At 64.1% G+C, this 14156-nt stretch carries 24 protein-coding genes; all 24 read left to right on the top strand.

Annotation, left to right across the window (positions count from 1 at the left end; genetic code table 11):
• The first annotated feature begins 7 nt into the window (after positions 1-7).
• The 24 genes from rplD (at position 8) to map (ending at position 14112) form a co-directional block, all read left to right on the top strand.
• Positions 8-664 carry a 50S ribosomal protein L4 gene (rplD, locus tag ACWIHY_RS16795; protein ID WP_454376395.1) on the top strand — a complete coding sequence of 219 codons (657 nt, stop codon included), beginning with the start codon at positions 8-10 and terminating at the stop codon, positions 662-664.
• Positions 664-987, top strand: coding sequence for a 50S ribosomal protein L23 (gene rplW / locus ACWIHY_RS16790; RefSeq protein WP_215135509.1), 324 nt, complete (start codon positions 664-666; stop codon positions 985-987). The genes rplD and rplW overlap by 1 nt, the downstream gene beginning before the upstream one ends.
• A 40-nt stretch (positions 988-1027) precedes the next feature.
• Positions 1028-1864 carry a 50S ribosomal protein L2 gene (rplB, locus tag ACWIHY_RS16785; protein WP_069927446.1) on the top strand — a complete coding sequence of 279 codons (837 nt, stop codon included), beginning with the start codon at positions 1028-1030 and terminating at the stop codon, positions 1862-1864.
• Positions 1865-1876: 12 nt separating this feature from the next.
• The gene (gene rpsS, locus ACWIHY_RS16780; RefSeq protein WP_138894198.1) at positions 1877-2158 is read left to right on the top strand and encodes a 30S ribosomal protein S19; all 282 of its coding nucleotides are present in this window, start codon (positions 1877-1879) and stop codon (positions 2156-2158) included.
• Between the two features lie 41 nt (positions 2159-2199).
• Positions 2200-2547 (top strand): 50S ribosomal protein L22, encoded by a 348-nt coding sequence (gene rplV, locus ACWIHY_RS16775; protein WP_069927445.1) that lies wholly within the window; start codon positions 2200-2202, stop codon positions 2545-2547.
• Positions 2547-3392 carry a 30S ribosomal protein S3 gene (rpsC, locus tag ACWIHY_RS16770; protein WP_028812371.1) on the top strand — a complete coding sequence of 282 codons (846 nt, stop codon included), beginning with the start codon at positions 2547-2549 and terminating at the stop codon, positions 3390-3392. Before rplV ends, rpsC begins: the two co-directional genes overlap by 1 nt.
• A 5-nt stretch (positions 3393-3397) precedes the next feature.
• On the top strand, positions 3398-3817 hold the full coding sequence (gene rplP / locus ACWIHY_RS16765) for a 50S ribosomal protein L16 (RefSeq protein ID WP_028812370.1): 420 nt from the start codon (positions 3398-3400) through the stop codon (positions 3815-3817).
• Complete coding sequence (rpmC, locus tag ACWIHY_RS16760; protein WP_028812369.1) at positions 3817-4041, top strand: 50S ribosomal protein L29; 225 nt, start codon at positions 3817-3819, stop codon at positions 4039-4041. Before rplP ends, rpmC begins: the two co-directional genes overlap by 1 nt.
• The gene (gene rpsQ, locus ACWIHY_RS16755; RefSeq protein WP_014154586.1) at positions 4041-4325 is read left to right on the top strand and encodes a 30S ribosomal protein S17; all 285 of its coding nucleotides are present in this window, start codon (positions 4041-4043) and stop codon (positions 4323-4325) included. The genes rpmC and rpsQ overlap by 1 nt, the downstream gene beginning before the upstream one ends.
• A gap of 103 nt (positions 4326-4428) precedes the next feature.
• Positions 4429-4797 carry a 50S ribosomal protein L14 gene (rplN, locus tag ACWIHY_RS16750; protein WP_003966950.1) on the top strand — a complete coding sequence of 123 codons (369 nt, stop codon included), beginning with the start codon at positions 4429-4431 and terminating at the stop codon, positions 4795-4797.
• A 2-nt stretch (positions 4798-4799) separates the two neighbouring features.
• Positions 4800-5123: a 50S ribosomal protein L24 gene (gene rplX, locus ACWIHY_RS16745; RefSeq protein WP_069927444.1), complete on the top strand. Its 324-nt coding sequence runs from the start codon at positions 4800-4802 to the stop codon at positions 5121-5123.
• Entirely contained in the window at positions 5123-5680 is a 558-nt protein-coding gene (gene rplE / locus ACWIHY_RS16740; protein ID WP_028812366.1) for a 50S ribosomal protein L5, read from the top strand. The genes rplX and rplE overlap by 1 nt, the downstream gene beginning before the upstream one ends.
• Before the next feature lie 2 nt (positions 5681-5682).
• On the top strand, positions 5683-5868 hold the full coding sequence (locus ACWIHY_RS16735; RefSeq protein WP_004571834.1) for a type Z 30S ribosomal protein S14: 186 nt from the start codon (positions 5683-5685) through the stop codon (positions 5866-5868).
• 210 nt (positions 5869-6078) lie between these two features.
• On the top strand, positions 6079-6477 hold the full coding sequence (rpsH, locus tag ACWIHY_RS16730; RefSeq protein ID WP_028812365.1) for a 30S ribosomal protein S8: 399 nt from the start codon (positions 6079-6081) through the stop codon (positions 6475-6477).
• A 21-nt stretch (positions 6478-6498) separates the two neighbouring features.
• Positions 6499-7038, top strand: coding sequence for a 50S ribosomal protein L6 (gene rplF, locus ACWIHY_RS16725; RefSeq protein ID WP_454376394.1), 540 nt, complete (start codon positions 6499-6501; stop codon positions 7036-7038).
• A 3-nt stretch (positions 7039-7041) separates the two neighbouring features.
• Positions 7042-7425 (top strand): 50S ribosomal protein L18, encoded by a 384-nt coding sequence (rplR, locus tag ACWIHY_RS16720; protein WP_028812363.1) that lies wholly within the window; start codon positions 7042-7044, stop codon positions 7423-7425.
• A 46-nt stretch (positions 7426-7471) separates the two neighbouring features.
• Positions 7472-8074 (top strand): 30S ribosomal protein S5, encoded by a 603-nt coding sequence (gene rpsE, locus ACWIHY_RS16715; protein ID WP_028812362.1) that lies wholly within the window; start codon positions 7472-7474, stop codon positions 8072-8074.
• Positions 8074-8256, top strand: coding sequence for a 50S ribosomal protein L30 (gene rpmD, locus ACWIHY_RS16710; protein ID WP_028812361.1), 183 nt, complete (start codon positions 8074-8076; stop codon positions 8254-8256). The genes rpsE and rpmD overlap by 1 nt, the downstream gene beginning before the upstream one ends.
• Before the next feature lies 1 nt (position 8257).
• Positions 8258-8713 carry a 50S ribosomal protein L15 gene (gene rplO, locus ACWIHY_RS16705; protein ID WP_069927442.1) on the top strand — a complete coding sequence of 152 codons (456 nt, stop codon included), beginning with the start codon at positions 8258-8260 and terminating at the stop codon, positions 8711-8713.
• Between the two features lie 573 nt (positions 8714-9286).
• Positions 9287-9709, top strand: a complete 423-nt coding sequence (locus ACWIHY_RS16700; RefSeq protein WP_454376393.1) for a hypothetical protein — start codon at positions 9287-9289, stop codon at positions 9707-9709.
• Between the two features lie 75 nt (positions 9710-9784).
• Positions 9785-10720, top strand: a complete 936-nt coding sequence (locus ACWIHY_RS16695; RefSeq protein WP_454376392.1) for a hypothetical protein — start codon at positions 9785-9787, stop codon at positions 10718-10720.
• Positions 10721-11177: 457 nt separating this feature from the next.
• Complete coding sequence (gene secY, locus ACWIHY_RS16690; RefSeq protein ID WP_454376391.1) at positions 11178-12488, top strand: preprotein translocase subunit SecY; 1311 nt, start codon at positions 11178-11180, stop codon at positions 12486-12488.
• Positions 12488-13150 carry an adenylate kinase gene (locus ACWIHY_RS16685; protein ID WP_454376390.1) on the top strand — a complete coding sequence of 221 codons (663 nt, stop codon included), beginning with the start codon at positions 12488-12490 and terminating at the stop codon, positions 13148-13150. The genes secY and ACWIHY_RS16685 overlap by 1 nt, the downstream gene beginning before the upstream one ends.
• Before the next feature lie 125 nt (positions 13151-13275).
• The gene (gene map, locus ACWIHY_RS16680) at positions 13276-14112 is read left to right on the top strand and encodes a type I methionyl aminopeptidase (RefSeq protein WP_454376389.1); all 837 of its coding nucleotides are present in this window, start codon (positions 13276-13278) and stop codon (positions 14110-14112) included.
• Positions 14113-14156 lie beyond the last annotated feature (44 nt).

Genomic DNA, 14156 nt, shown 5'->3' with positions numbered 1-14156 from the left:
GGAACCGATGAGCACCATTGACATCCTTACGCCGGCAGGCGACAAGGCCGGGACCGTCGAACTCCCCGCGGAGATCTTCGACGCCAAGGTCAGCATCCCGCTGATCCACCAGGTCGTTGTCGCACAGCTGGCCGCTGCCCGTCAGGGCACGCACAAGACCAAGCGTCGCGGCGAAGTCCGTGGTGGCGGCAGGAAGCCGTACCGCCAGAAGGGCACCGGCCGCGCCCGTCAGGGTTCGACCCGCGCCCCGCAGTTCGCCGGCGGTGGCGTCGTCCACGGCCCGCAGCCGCGTGACTACTCGCAGCGCACGCCCAAGAAGATGAAGGCCGCCGCTCTGCGTGGCGCCCTCACCGACCGGGCCCGCAACGCTCGCATCCACGTCGTCTCCGACGTGGTCGAGGGCGCGGTTGTGTCCACGAAGGCCGCGAAGAACCTGCTGGGCAAGGTCAGCGAGCGCAAGCACGTGCTCCTGATCGCCGAGCGTTCGGACGAGGCCGCGTGGCTCTCCGCCCGCAACCTGCCCCAGGTGCACCTCCTGGAGCCGGGCCAGCTGAACACGTACGACGTGCTCGTCTCTGACGACGTGGTCTTCACCAAGGCTGCTTTCGAGTCTTTCGTGTCTGGCCCCACCAAGGCCGATGAGACCGAAGGGAGCGACGTCTGATGGCTGAGGCGACCGTAACCAGCAAGACCTTCACGGACCCGCGTGACGTACTCGTCAAGCCGGTTGTATCCGAGAAGAGCTACGCGCTGCTCGACGAGAACAAGTACACGTTCATCGTCGCGCCCGGCTCCAACAAGACCCAGATCAAGCAGGCCGTCCAGGCGGTCTTCGGGGTCAAGGTCACCGGGGTCAACACGATCAACCGGCAGGGTAAGCGCAAGCGCACCAAGACCGGCTTCGGCAAGCGCTCCGACACGAAGCGCGCCATCGTGACCCTCGCCGAGGGCGACCGTATCGACATCTTCGGCGGTCCGACCGCCTAACGGCGGTCTGGATCGTCCGGAATCGGACGAGGACTGAGAAATGGGAATCCGCAAGTACAAGCCGACTACGCCGGGCCGCCGTGGCTCCTCCGTAGCCGACTTTGTCGAGATCACGCGGTCCACGCCGGAGAAGTCGCTGGTCCGCCCCCTGCACAGCAAGGGCGGCCGTAACAACGCCGGTCGGATCACCGTTCGCCACCAGGGTGGCGGACACAAGCGCGCCTACCGCGTGATCGACTTCCGTCGTCACGACAAGGACGGCGTGCCGGCGAAGGTCGCTCACATCGAGTACGACCCGAACCGCACCGCGCGCATCGCGCTGCTGCACTACGCAGACGGCGAGAAGCGCTACATCATCGCACCGCGTGGGCTCACGCAGGGTGACCGGATTGAGAACGGCCCTGGCGCCGACATCAAGCCCGGCAACAACCTGGCGCTGCGCAACATCCCGGTCGGTACGACCATCCACGCCATCGAGCTGCGGCCCGGCGGCGGCGCGAAGTTCGCCCGTTCCGCGGGTGCCTCCGTGCAGCTGCTGGCGAAGGAGGGCACGATGGCCCACCTTCGTATGCCTTCCGGTGAGATCCGCCTGGTCGACGCCCGCTGCCGCGCCACGATTGGCGAGGTCGGCAACGCCGAGCAGTCGAACATCAACTGGGGCAAGGCCGGCCGTATGCGTTGGAAGGGCGTCCGCCCGACCGTTCGTGGTGTCGCGATGAACCCCGTTGACCACCCGCACGGTGGTGGTGAGGGCAAGACTTCCGGTGGTCGTCACCCGGTCAGCCCGTGGGGTCAGAAGGAAGGTCGTACTCGCTCGCCGAAGAAGGCATCGAGCAAGTACATCGTCCGCCGCCGCAAGTCGAACAAGAAGCGCTAGGAGCGGGTTTAGATGCCGCGCAGTCTCAAGAAGGGGCCCTTCGTCGACGGACACCTCGTAAAGAAGGTGGACGTACAGAACGAAGCTGGCACCAAGAACGTCATCAAGACCTGGTCCCGGCGCTCGATGATCATTCCCAGCATGCTGGGTCACACCATCGCGGTGCACAACGGCAAGATTCACGTCCCGGTGTTCGTCACCGAGTCGATGGTCGGCCACAAGCTCGGCGAGTTTGCGCCGACCCGCACCTTCCGCGGCCACGTCAAGGACGACCGCAAGTCGAAGCGCCGCTAAGGCGGGGTGCGATGACTATGAACGACACCGAAGGGACAACCATGGAAGCCAGGGCCCAGGCGCGGTACATCCGCGTCACGCCCATGAAGGCCCGCCGCGTGGTGGACCTTATCCGTGGCATGGATGCCACGGAGGCTCAGGCGGTCCTGCGTTTCGCCGCGCAGGCCGCGAGCGTGCCGGTCGGCAAGGTGCTTGACAGCGCCATTGCCAACGCTGCGCACAACTACGACCACACGGACGCCTCCTCGCTGGTCATCAGCGAGGCGTACGTCGACGAGGGCCCGACCCTGAAGCGGTTCCGTCCGCGTGCTCAGGGCCGTGCCTACCGGATCCGCAAGCGGACCAGCCACATCACCGTGGTCGTCAGCAGCAAGGAAGGTTCCCGGTAATGGGCCAGAAGGTAAACCCGCACGGGTTCCGGCTCGGCATCACCACGGACTTCAAGTCCCGTTGGTACGCCGACAAGCTGTACAAGGACTACGTCAAGGAAGACGTCGCCATCCGCAGGATGATGACGTCCGGCATGGAGCGCGCCGGCATCTCGAAGGTTGAGATCGAGCGCACCCGTGACCGCGTGCGTGTGGACATCCACACCGCACGTCCGGGCATCGTCATCGGCCGCCGTGGCGCCGAGGCCGACCGCATCCGCGGTGACCTCGAGAAGCTCACGGGCAAGCAGGTCCAGCTGAACATCCTCGAGGTCAAGAACCCCGAGATGGACGCTCAGCTGGTTGCTCAGGCCGTTGCCGAGCAGCTCTCCTCCCGCGTCTCCTTCCGTCGCGCCATGCGTAAGAGCATGCAGGGCACGATGAAGGCCGGCGCCAAGGGCATCAAGATCCAGTGTGGTGGCCGTCTCGGCGGCGCCGAGATGTCCCGGTCCGAGTTCTACCGCGAGGGTCGTGTGCCGCTGCACACGCTGCGCGCGAACGTGGACTACGGCTTCTTCGAGGCCAAGACCACCTTCGGCCGTATCGGCGTGAAGGTCTGGATCTACAAGGGCGACGTCAAGAACATCGCCGAGGTCCGTGCCGAGAACGCTGCGGCCCGTGCGGGTAACCGCCCGGCCCGTGGTGGCGGCGCGGCCGACCGTCCGGCCGGTGGCCGTGGCGGTCGTGGTGGCGAGCGTGGCGGCCGCGGCCGCAAGCCGCAGCAGGGCGCACCGGCAGCTGAGGCCCCCAAGGCCGACGCTCCCGCCGCCGCTGCTCCGGCTGAGAGCACCGGAACGGAGGCCTGACCGAAATGCTGATCCCTCGTAGGGTCAAGCACCGCAAGCAGCACCACCCCAAGCGCCGCGGTATGGCGAAGGGTGGCACTGAGGTCGCATTCGGCGAGTACGGCATCCAGGCGCTGACCCCGGCGTACGTGACGAACCGCCAGATCGAGGCTGCTCGTATCGCGATGACCCGCCACATCAAGCGTGGCGGCAAGGTCTGGATCAACATCTACCCGGACCGCCCCCTGACGAAGAAGCCTGCCGAGACCCGCATGGGTTCCGGTAAGGGTTCTCCCGAGTGGTGGATCGCGAACGTGCACCCGGGTCGGGTCATGTTCGAGCTGTCCTACCCGAACGAGAAGATTGCTCGTGAGGCGCTCACCCGCGCTGCTCACAAGCTTCCGATGAAGTGCCGGATTGTTCGGCGCGAGGCAGGTGAGTCGTGATGGCGGCCGGTACCAAGGCGACCGAGCTGCGCGAGCTCAACGACGAGGACCTCGTCGCGAAGCTCCGTGAGGCCAAGGAAGAACTGTTCAACCTCCGCTTCCAGGCGGCGACCGGACAGCTCGAGAACCACGGCCGGCTCAAGTCCGTCCGTAAGGACATCGCCCGGATCTACACCCTGATGCGTGAGCGCGAGCTGGGCATCGAGACGGTGGAGAGCGCCTGATGAGCGAGAAGACTGTGACTGAGACCAACACCGACCGCGGCTTCCGCAAGACCCGTGAGGGTCTCGTCGTCAGCGACAAGATGGACAAGACTGTCGTCGTCGCTGTCGAGGATCGCGTCAAGCACGCCCTGTACGGCAAGGTCATCCGCCGTACGAACAAGCTCAAGGCGCACGACGAGCAGAACGCTGCCGGCGTCGGCGACCGCGTCCTCATCATGGAGACGCGTCCGCTGTCGGCGAGCAAGCGCTGGCGCATCGTCGAGATCCTCGAGAAGGCCAAGTAATTCCTAGAGGGAAACTTCCCCACTAGGCAGTTCCGCCAGGCTCGGTGAGGGGCCTCCGCAAGGAGCCCCTCGCCGGGAACCGGCAGACGATCAGGAGATAGACGTGATCCAGCAGGAGTCGCGACTGCGTGTCGCCGACAACACGGGTGCGAAGGAAATTCTCACCATCCGTGTTCTCGGTGGCTCGGGTCGCCGCTACGCGGGCATCGGCGACGTCATCGTCGCCACCGTCAAGGACGCGATCCCCGGCGGCAACGTGAAGAAGGGTGACGTCGTCAAGGCTGTCATCGTTCGCACCGTCAAGGAGCGCCGCCGCCAGGACGGCTCGTACATCCGCTTCGACGAGAACGCCGCTGTCATTCTCAAGAACGACGGCGACCCTCGTGGCACCCGTATCTTCGGCCCGGTGGGCCGTGAGCTGCGCGAGAAGAAGTTCATGAAGATCATCTCGCTCGCGCCGGAGGTGCTGTAAGCATGAAGATCAAGAAGGGCGACCTGGTTCAGGTCATCACCGGTAAGGACAAGGGCAAGCAGGGCAAGGTCATTCTGGCCGTTCCCCGCGAGAACCGCGTCCTGGTCGAGGGTGTCAACCGGGTCAAGAAGCACACGAAGGCCGGTCAGACCGCTCGCGGTTCGCAGACCGGTGGCATTGTGACGACCGAGGCCCTGATCCACGTCAGCAACGTTCAGCTGGTTGTGGAGAAGGACGGCAAGAAGGTCGTTACTCGCGTCGGCTACCGCTTTGACGACGAGGGCAACAAGATCCGCGTTGCCAAGCGCACCGGTGAGGACATCTGATGACTACCACCACCGCGCCGCGTCTCAAGCTGCGCTACCGCGAGGAGATCGCGGGCAAGCTGCGTGAAGAGTTCTCCTACGAGAACGTCATGCAGATCCCCGGTCTCGTCAAGATCGTGGTCAACATGGGTGTGGGCGACGCCGCCCGCGACTCCAAGCTGATCGATGGCGCGATTCGCGACCTCACCACGATCACCGGCCAGAAGCCGGCCGTCACCAAGGCCCGGAAGTCCATCGCGCAGTTCAAGCTGCGCGAGGGTCAGCCGATCGGCTGCCACGTCACCCTCCGCGGTGACCGCATGTGGGAGTTCCTGGACCGTACGCTGTCGCTCGCGCTGCCGCGTATCCGTGACTTCCGTGGTCTGTCGCCGAAGCAGTTCGACGGCCGTGGCAACTACACCTTCGGTCTCACGGAGCAGGTCATGTTCCACGAGATCGACCAGGACAAGATCGACCGGGTCCGGGGCATGGACATCACCGTGGTCACCACGGCGACCAACGACGACGAGGGTCGTGCCCTCCTTCGTCACCTCGGCTTCCCGTTCAAGGAGAACTGACCGTGGCGAAGAAGGCCCTGATCGCTAAGGCGGCCCGCAAGCCGAAGTTCGCTGTGCGCGCGTACACGCGTTGCCAGCGCTGCGGCCGGCCGCACTCCGTCTACCGCAAGTTCGGCCTGTGCCGCGTGTGCCTTCGTGAGATGGCTCACCGTGGCGAGCTGCCGGGCGTGACCAAGAGCTCCTGGTAGTACGGGACTTCCCGTACTCCGGATGCTCTCGGTAAGTATCTGGTCGGCAGGAGCCCGACACCGCATGCCGTAGGCTTGCGGGGTTGGGCGCCTGCCGCCCTGACCGACTTACTACGCCGTAGGTCCCCGCACCGCACCCGTCCCGCCACTGAGTGGGGAGAGGGATGGCGCATACAGGAAACCCCGGCGAGAGAGGCCGAAGGCCAATTCATGACCATGACTGATCCGATCGCGGACATGCTGACTCGTCTGCGTAACGCGAACTCGGCGTACCACGACACCGTGGCTATGCCGCACAGCAAGATCAAGTCGCACATCGCGGAGATCCTCCAGCAGGAGGGCTTCATCACCGGCTGGAAGGTCGAGGACGCCGAAGTTGGCAAGTCCCTCGTTCTCGAGCTGAAGTTCGGCCCGAACCGTGAGCGCTCCATTGCGGGCATCAAGCGGATCTCGAAGCCGGGTCTGCGCGTTTACGCGAAGTCCACCAACCTGCCGAAGGTCCTCGGCGGCCTGGGCGTGGCGATCATCTCCACGTCCCACGGTCTCCTGACCGGCCAGCAGGCAGGCAAGAAGGGCGTAGGTGGGGAAGTCCTCGCCTACGTCTGGTAGTCGGGAACGGAGGAAAAGCTAATGTCGCGAATCGGCAAGCTCCCCATCCAGGTTCCCGCCGGTGTGGACGTCACCATCGATGGCCGCACGGTCGCGGTGAAGGGCCCCAAGGGTTCCCTCTCGCACACCGTCGCCGCGCCGATCGAGGTCACCAAGGGTGAGGACGGCGTGCTCAGCGTCACCCGCCCGAACGACGAGCGTCAGAACAAGGCCCTTCACGGCCTGTCCCGCACGCTGGTGGCGAACATGATCACCGGCGTGACCGCGGGTTACACCAAGGCGCTCGAGATCAGCGGTGTCGGTTACCGCGTCCAGGCGAAGGGCTCCAACCTGGAGTTCGCCCTGGGCTACAGCCACCCGATCGTCGTTGAGGCCCCCGAGGGCATCACCTTCAAGGTCGAGTCGCCCACGAAGCTCAGCGTCGAGGGAATCGACAAGCAGAAGGTCGGCGAGGTCGCCGCTAACATCCGCAAGCTGCGGAAGCCCGACCCGTACAAGGCCAAGGGCGTCAAGTACGCCGGCGAGGTTATCCGCCGCAAGGTTGGAAAGGCGGGTAAGTAAGCCATGGCATACGGTGTAAAGATCGCCAAGGGTGACGCGTACAAGCGCGCTGCCATCAAGCGCCGCCACATCCGCGTCCGCAAGCACGTCTCCGGTACGCCGGAGCGTCCTCGCCTGGTCGTGACGCGCTCCAACCGCAACATCGTGGCTCAGGTCATCGACGACATCGCGGGCCACACGCTCGCGTCGGCGTCGACCCTGGACGCCTCGATCCGCGGTGGCGAGGCCGACAAGAGCGCCCAGGCCCAGCAGGTCGGCGCGCTTGTCGCCGAGCGTGCCAAGGCTGCCGGCGTCGAGGCCGTCGTGTTCGACCGTGGTGGCAACAGGTACGCCGGGCGCATTGCCGCTCTGGCTGACGCCGCCCGCGAAGCCGGGCTGAAGTTCTAAGCCCCGGTTCCGGGACTAACGGACGTAACAGAGAGAGGTAAATCCAATGGCTGGACCCCAGCGCCGCGGAAGCGGTGCCGGTGGCGGCGAGCGGCGGGACCGGAAGGGTCGCGACGGTGGCGCTGCCGCCGAGAAGACCGCTTACGTTGAGCGCGTTGTCGCGATCAACCGTGTCGCCAAGGTTGTCAAGGGTGGTCGCCGCTTCAGCTTCACCGCGCTGGTCGTGGTGGGCGACGGTGACGGCACTGTAGGCGTCGGATACGGCAAGGCCAAGGAAGTTCCCGCGGCCATTGCCAAGGGCGTTGAAGAGGCCAAGAAGAGCTTCTTCAAGGTTCCGCGCATCCAGGGCACCATCCCTCACCCGATTCAGGGCGAGAAGGCTGCGGGCGTCGTCCTGCTCAAGCCGGCTTCCCCCGGTACCGGCGTTATCGCCGGTGGCCCGGTGCGTGCCGTGCTCGAGTGCGCCGGCGTTCACGACATCCTGTCGAAGTCGCTCGGCTCGTCGAACCCCATCAACATCGTTCACGCGACTGTGACGGCCCTCAAGGGTCTGCAGCGTCCCGAGGAGATCGCGGCTCGCCGTGGTCTGCCCCTCGAGGACGTGGCCCCCGCGGCCCTGCTCCGTGCGCGTGCGGGAGCGGGTGCGTAATGGCCCGTCTCCAGATCACGCAGACGAAGTCGTACATCGGCAGCAAGCAGAACCACCGCGACACCCTGCGTTCGCTCGGGCTCAAGCGCCTGAACGACGTGGTTGTCAAGGAGGACCGCCCCGAGTTCCGCGGAATGGTTCACACCGTCCGCCACCTCGTGACGGTTGAGGAGGTCGACTGACATGGCGGAGAACAACCCGCTGAAGGTCCACAACCTCCGGCCCGCCCCGGGAGCCAAGACCGCCAAGACCCGTGTGGGTCGTGGTGAGGCGTCCAAGGGTAAGACCGCAGGTCGTGGTACCAAGGGCACCAAGGCCCGTTACCAGGTTCCGCAGCGCTTCGAGGGCGGGCAGATGCCCCTCCACATGCGTCTGCCGAAGCTCAAGGGCTTCAAGAACCCGTTCCGCACCGAGTACCAGGTCGTGAACCTGGACAAGCTCGCCGACCTCTACCCGCAGGGTGGAGAGGTCACGGTGGCCGACCTGGTCGCCAAGGGTGCGGTTCGTAAGAACCAGCTCGTCAAGGTGCTCGGCGCCGGCGAGGTCTCCGTGGCACTGACGGTGACGGTTGACGCCGTTTCCGCCTCCGCCAAGGAGAAGATCGCTGCCGCTGGCGGCACCGTCACCGAGCTCGTCTGAGAGACGAGCCCGTGGGCTGAAAAATGAACACCCGCCGCCGGGGATGCCTCTACAGAGGTATCCCCGGCGGTTTTTGTGTTGCCCGGTTGTGCTGACGCCCGGCCCGATACGGCTGGAAATCGACGGTTCATTCCGCAGATGAGGTACTGGAATAGAAGACTCCAGCAGTACTGCGTCTCGACAGCCCCATTAAGGCGCCGCGCGGCTATTCTCCCTGGCCTCTGCGTCTGACAGGCTTGCTATAGCTTCAGTAACAGAGCCACAGTGTAGCCCCACCGTTTGGAGAATTTAGTCCTACATTCAAGAAAGCGGCTATGTGCGGACAAAGTTATGCCCCAGTTTGAGGGGTTGTTGTCGGGATGTCATTGTTCATGGTGAGGCCAGGATGTTACTGATTCGTTGACTTCTTCCTTCTGGTGCACCTATTCTCGAATCGCTGGCTCGCGCCATGACCAGGGTGCGATCTATGTCAGCAGAAAAGATAGGGGAACGACGCGGGGGCTCGAAAACCGAGTTTTCGCTGCGTCGTCATCTCGGCTCTTATGGGGTCGAGATTTAAAATGGGGGTCTTGTATGCGGAAAACTCGCGTTCTCGCACTGACTGTGTTCACGCTTGCTACAACAGTCGTTTCATCCCTCGGGGTAACGTCATCAGCTTTCGCAGATGCAGGAGACGGCACATGCTCCAGCACAGAACTCTGCGTCTACCGTAATTTCGACAGGCATAAGAGCGAGGGCTACTTCGACCTCGGCGGCCAGGACACGAATTTCACGAACGGCAATAACAACTGGATCAATGCCAGTGGAAACCTCAACGATGCCATCTCGTCCTACACGGCTGGAACAGGAACGTCCTGTACCGGTTACAGCTTGTTCTGGGACAAGGACTATCGAGGGAACAAGTTCAATATCCCGAAGGGCTGGGGCGGCAACATCGCTGGGGCTTACGCGAATCACAACAACGAGGCGAGTTCCTACTCGAAGTATGGCTGCTAGGTCGTAATTCGATCTGTGATTTGCCGAGTGGCCCGCCCCTGTAGGGGTTGGCCACTCGGCTGCTTGTGAGGAAACATGAGCGCAAAAAGTTGGTTGCCGTTGCTGCTGCTGCTGGCAGTGGCTGTCGGCTGCTCCGGCGAAGCAAGGTCTGGCCGACCTGATGAGCCAGCACCGCAGCCGTTAGAGCCGGCAGCTCCGGTAGTGACACCTCTCGACGCCTACCTACCTACACGGCAGGAAAGTATGATTATGCGCAAGGCGGAGGCGAGGCTGACGAACCGTTGTTTGCGCAGCCTTGGGTACCGCAGCAATCCACTACCGGAGCCGACGGTTGCACCGGCCGATGAAGCACACCCTGAGTTCATCGTAATCCCGCTCGAACAAGCTCGCAGATATGGTTACAACCAACCCCCGCAAGCTGTGGAGAGGGGTATACCAGAATGGGATAGGAAATCTTCAAAGACCCAGCAAGATTTGTTGCGGGGCGTTGTACGTAAATATAATGGGAAATCCGTACCCGAAGGAGGTTGCGTCCGTAAAGTGGCGGACGCGATAACGCAAGGTACGCGTGTTCCATCGAAAATTACCGGCGAGGGCGTTGAGCTGACGCGACAAGAATTTGCCAGTCCGACAGGTCTGGGCGAGGCGCAGGTGCAAGTGATCCGGCTCGAGGCAGTCTCCAAAGCCTCCAGAGATGCGAGGGCTCTAAAGGTGGTGGAGAGATGGTCGGAGTGTATGCGCGAAGAAGGCTATCTCTACTCTTCTCCCCAAGACGCTGCCAACGATGACCGCTGGAATGGAGATGAAGCCGGGGCTACGGAAAAGGCTGCGGCAACGGCCGATGCGAGATGCAGAACTCAAGTGGGATATTTGGATACAATGGTACAGGTGCAGTCCATCTACGAGATCGGTGTGATATCCAGTCGGAAGAGTGAACTTTCGACACTTGAGAACAACATAAAGAAATGGGTTTCTAATGCGTCTGATTCGATGCAGTCCGGGGGCAGCTGAAGCGCTTGGGCACCTCCTGTCGGCCGCGCGTGGCGCCTCAACCTCCAGGCGGCTCAGTGTGGCTAGGGGTGCTGTCCTGCCTCCGAGCTAGGCCTTGCGCAGGATGCCGTCTTTGTCGGGCGCACCATAGGGTGCCCTGTGATGAGAGGGCTGGCCTGACGCGTGTGGGGTCGTCTCATGTCGGAACGAGCGAGCGCTGCTTGAGTCGTGCGGGCAGGTGAGCGGGTTCCGACGGGCGGTGCGTGTAGGGGGCTTGAGGCGAGATGCGGATCCTTGACGCGATGAACGGCTTGCTGCTGTTGTAGGACGTTCCGGAGTAGTCGCTCGACCCAGTAGGGTTGCTTGCAATGTAATCTTCCGGGCAGCTCTGGGCTCCGGCGCGGGGTGCCCATGTACTTACCATCCAACTAGGATCCATGACCTCCCCGCGCGCTACGCGGGGGGCGCAGGAGGCACTGTGCTCACCGCGTTCGCCCGGGCGTTCAAGACGCCCGACCTGCGCAAGAAGCTGCTCTTCACACTCGGCATCATCGTGCTGTACAGGCTCGGGGCCCACATTCCGGTTCCCGGCGTCAACTACAAGAACGTGCAGATCTGTGTCGACCAGGCACAGACGGGCGGGCTCTTCGGGCTCGTCAACATGTTCAGCGGTGGCGCCCTGCTGCAGATCACGATCTTCGCGCTGGGCATCATGCCGTACATCACGGCGAGCATCATCCTTCAGCTTCTGACCGTGGTGATCCCGCGGCTGGAGGCGCTCAAGAAGGAAGGGCAGTCCGGTACCGCCAAGATCACGCAGTACACGCGCTATCTGACGGTCGCCCTCGCGGTACTTCAGGGCACGGGTCTGGTGGCCACCGCCCGTAATGGTGCGATCTTCCAGAACTGCCAGGTCGCGGGCCAGATCGTCCCGGACAAGTCCATCTTCGTGACCATCGTGATGGTCATCACCATGACCGCGGGCACCGCGGCCGTCATGTGGCTCGGTGAGCTCGTCACCGACCGCGGCATCGGCAACGGCATGTCGATCCTGATGTTCATCTCGATCGCCGCCGGTTTCCCCGGCGCCCTGTGGGCCATCAAGAAGCAGGGCGAACTCGCGGGTGGCTGGATCGAGTTCGGCACGGTGATCCTGGTCGGCTTCGCGATGGTCGGGCTCGTCGTCTTCGTCGAGCAGGCCCAGCGCCGCATCCCCGTGCAGTACGCGAAGCGCATGATCGGCCGGAAGTCCTACGGGGGTACGTCGACGTACATCCCGCTGAAGGTCAATCAGGCGGGTGTGATTCCTGTCATCTTCGCGTCGTCGCTGCTCTACATCCCGGCGCTGATCGTTCAGTTCAGCGGGTCCAAGGCGGGCTGGGCGACCTGGATCGAAGCCCACTTCGTCAAGGGTGACCACCCGTATTACATCGCCACGTACTTCTTGTTGATCGTGTTCTTCGCCTTCTTCTATGTGGCGATCTCGTTCAACCCCGAGGAAGTCGCCGACAACATGAAGAAGTATGGTGGCTTCATCCCGGGTATCCGGGCAGGTCGGCCTACCGCCGAGTACCTGAGCTACGTGCTCAACCGGATCACTTGGCCGGGCTCGCTGTATCTGGGTCTGATCGCTCTTGTGCCGACGATGGCGTTGGCGGGCTTCGGCGCGAACCAGGACTTCCCCTTCGGTGGAACAAGCATCCTCATCATTGTGGGTGTGGGCCTGGAGACCGTGAAGCAGATCGAGAGCCAGCTCCAGCAGCGCAATTACGAAGGGTTCCTCCGCTGATGCGAATCGTCCTCGTCGGACCGCCCGGTGCCGGCAAGGGAACGCAAGCCGCGTTCCTTGCCAAGAACCTGTCGATCCCGCACATCTCCACGGGCGACCTCTTCCGCGCCAACATCAGCCAGGGCACTGCCCTTGGCAAGCAGGCGAAGGCGTTCATGGACGCCGGCAACCTGGTGCCGGACGAGGTCACCATCGGGATGGCCAAGGACCGCATGGACCAGAAGGACGCCGTGAACGGTTTCCTGCTGGACGGCTTCCCGCGCAACGTCTCCCAGGCCGCGGCTCTCGACGAGACGCTGAAGGCCGAGGGCCAGAAGCTGGACGCCGTACTGGACCTGGAGGTCCCCGAGGACGAGGTCGTCAAGCGGATCGCGGGTCGCCGGATCTGCCGCAACGACTCGAGCCACGTCTTCCACGTGACGTACAGCCCGCCCCGGCAGGACGGCGTCTGTGATGTCTGCGACGGCGAGCTCTACCAGCGCGGCGACGACACTGAGGAAACGGTGCGCCGCCGGCTGGAGGTCTACCACAGCGAGACCGAGCCGATCATCGACCACTACAAGGCTCAGGGCCTGGTGGTCACCATCTCCGCGCTGGGCAAGGTCGACGAAGTGACCAAGCGCGCGATGGAAGCCCTGAAGAAGTCCTCCGACGAGGGCTGATCGAGCGAGCAGTACGACGGTTGCGGCCGCGGTGTCCGAGAGGCGCCGCGGCCGTACTGTTGGGCGGGTAGCAGATAGTGCGCAGTGCGTAGTACGTAGTGACAGCGAATGTGGAAGGCACACACATGGTGGAGATCAAGACCCCCGAGCAGATCGCGAAGATGCGTGAGGCGGGGCTGGTCGTCGACGCCGTCCACGCGGCCACGCGTGAGGCGGCCGTGCCGGGCGCCACCACCAGGGATCTGGACGAGGTGTCCCGCAAGGTGCTCGCCGAGCACGGTGCGAAGTCGAACTTCCTCGGGTACGGCGGTTTCCCCGCCACCATCTGCACCTCGGTGAACGAGGTCGTCGTCCACGGCATCCCGGACGAGAAGACGGTCCTGAAGGACGGCGACATCATCTCGATCGACGCCGGCGCGATCGTCGACGGCTGGCACGGCGACGCGGCGTACACCGCCTTCGTGGGTACGGGACACGCGCCCGAGCTGATCGAGCTCTCCCGGGTGACCGAGGAGTCGATGTGGGCGGGCCTGGCCGCGATGAAGCTGGGGAACCGGCTCGTCGACATCTCGAAGGCGATCGAGTCGTACATCCGCCGCCAGCCGCGTCCGGCGACGGGCAAGTACGGGATCATCGAGGACTACGGCGGCCACGGCATCGGCTCCGAGATGCACATGGACCCGCACCTGCTGAACTACGTCACGCGCAAGCGCGGCAAGGGCCCGAAGCTGGTGCCCGGCTTCTGCCTGGCGATCGAGCCGATGGTGAGCCTCGGTACGCCGCACACCGATGTCCTGGAGGACAACTGGACCGTCGTCACCACCGACGGCACCTGGTCCTCGCACTGGGAGCACTCGGTGGCGCTGACCGAGGAGGGACCGCTGGTCCTCACTGCGGTGGACGGCGGCAAGGCGAAGCTGGCGGAGTACGGCGTCACGGCCGCCCCCGACCCGCTGGGCTGAGCCGGCGGCGTCGAGAACCGGCTCCACTGAGCCGAACGGCGTAA

The organism is Streptomyces sp. NPDC055287 (assembly GCF_053646035.1).
Note: the sequence above shows the minus strand (reverse complement) of the source record. Positions and strands in the feature narration are given on the sequence as shown.

Bases quoted from the DNA above. Each gene is read 5' to 3' on its own strand.
- rplD (WP_454376395.1), top strand. From the start codon at position 8: ATGAGCACCATTGACATCCTTACGCCGGCAGGCGACAAGGCCGGGACC.
- rplW (WP_215135509.1), top strand. From the start codon at position 664: ATGGCTGAGGCGACCGTAACCAGCAAGACCTTCACGGACCCGCGTGAC.
- rplB (WP_069927446.1), top strand. From the start codon at position 1,028: ATGGGAATCCGCAAGTACAAGCCGACTACGCCGGGCCGCCGTGGCTCC.
- rpsS (WP_138894198.1), top strand. From the start codon at position 1,877: ATGCCGCGCAGTCTCAAGAAGGGGCCCTTCGTCGACGGACACCTCGTA.
- rplV (WP_069927445.1), top strand. From the start codon at position 2,200: ATGGAAGCCAGGGCCCAGGCGCGGTACATCCGCGTCACGCCCATGAAG.
- rpsC (WP_028812371.1), top strand. From the start codon at position 2,547: ATGGGCCAGAAGGTAAACCCGCACGGGTTCCGGCTCGGCATCACCACG.
- rplP (WP_028812370.1), top strand. From the start codon at position 3,398: ATGCTGATCCCTCGTAGGGTCAAGCACCGCAAGCAGCACCACCCCAAG.
- rpmC (WP_028812369.1), top strand. From the start codon at position 3,817: ATGGCGGCCGGTACCAAGGCGACCGAGCTGCGCGAGCTCAACGACGAG.
- rpsQ (WP_014154586.1), top strand. From the start codon at position 4,041: ATGAGCGAGAAGACTGTGACTGAGACCAACACCGACCGCGGCTTCCGC.
- rplX (WP_069927444.1), top strand. From the start codon at position 4,800: ATGAAGATCAAGAAGGGCGACCTGGTTCAGGTCATCACCGGTAAGGAC.
- rplE (WP_028812366.1), top strand. From the start codon at position 5,123: ATGACTACCACCACCGCGCCGCGTCTCAAGCTGCGCTACCGCGAGGAG.
- rpsH (WP_028812365.1), top strand. From the start codon at position 6,079: ATGACCATGACTGATCCGATCGCGGACATGCTGACTCGTCTGCGTAAC.
- rplF (WP_454376394.1), top strand. From the start codon at position 6,499: ATGTCGCGAATCGGCAAGCTCCCCATCCAGGTTCCCGCCGGTGTGGAC.
- rplR (WP_028812363.1), top strand. From the start codon at position 7,042: ATGGCATACGGTGTAAAGATCGCCAAGGGTGACGCGTACAAGCGCGCT.
- rpsE (WP_028812362.1), top strand. From the start codon at position 7,472: ATGGCTGGACCCCAGCGCCGCGGAAGCGGTGCCGGTGGCGGCGAGCGG.
- rpmD (WP_028812361.1), top strand. From the start codon at position 8,074: ATGGCCCGTCTCCAGATCACGCAGACGAAGTCGTACATCGGCAGCAAG.
- rplO (WP_069927442.1), top strand. From the start codon at position 8,258: ATGGCGGAGAACAACCCGCTGAAGGTCCACAACCTCCGGCCCGCCCCG.
- ACWIHY_RS16700 (WP_454376393.1), top strand. From the start codon at position 9,287: ATGCGGAAAACTCGCGTTCTCGCACTGACTGTGTTCACGCTTGCTACA.
- ACWIHY_RS16695 (WP_454376392.1), top strand. From the start codon at position 9,785: ATGAGCGCAAAAAGTTGGTTGCCGTTGCTGCTGCTGCTGGCAGTGGCT.
- ACWIHY_RS16685 (WP_454376390.1), top strand. From the start codon at position 12,488: ATGCGAATCGTCCTCGTCGGACCGCCCGGTGCCGGCAAGGGAACGCAA.
- map (WP_454376389.1), top strand. From the start codon at position 13,276: ATGGTGGAGATCAAGACCCCCGAGCAGATCGCGAAGATGCGTGAGGCG.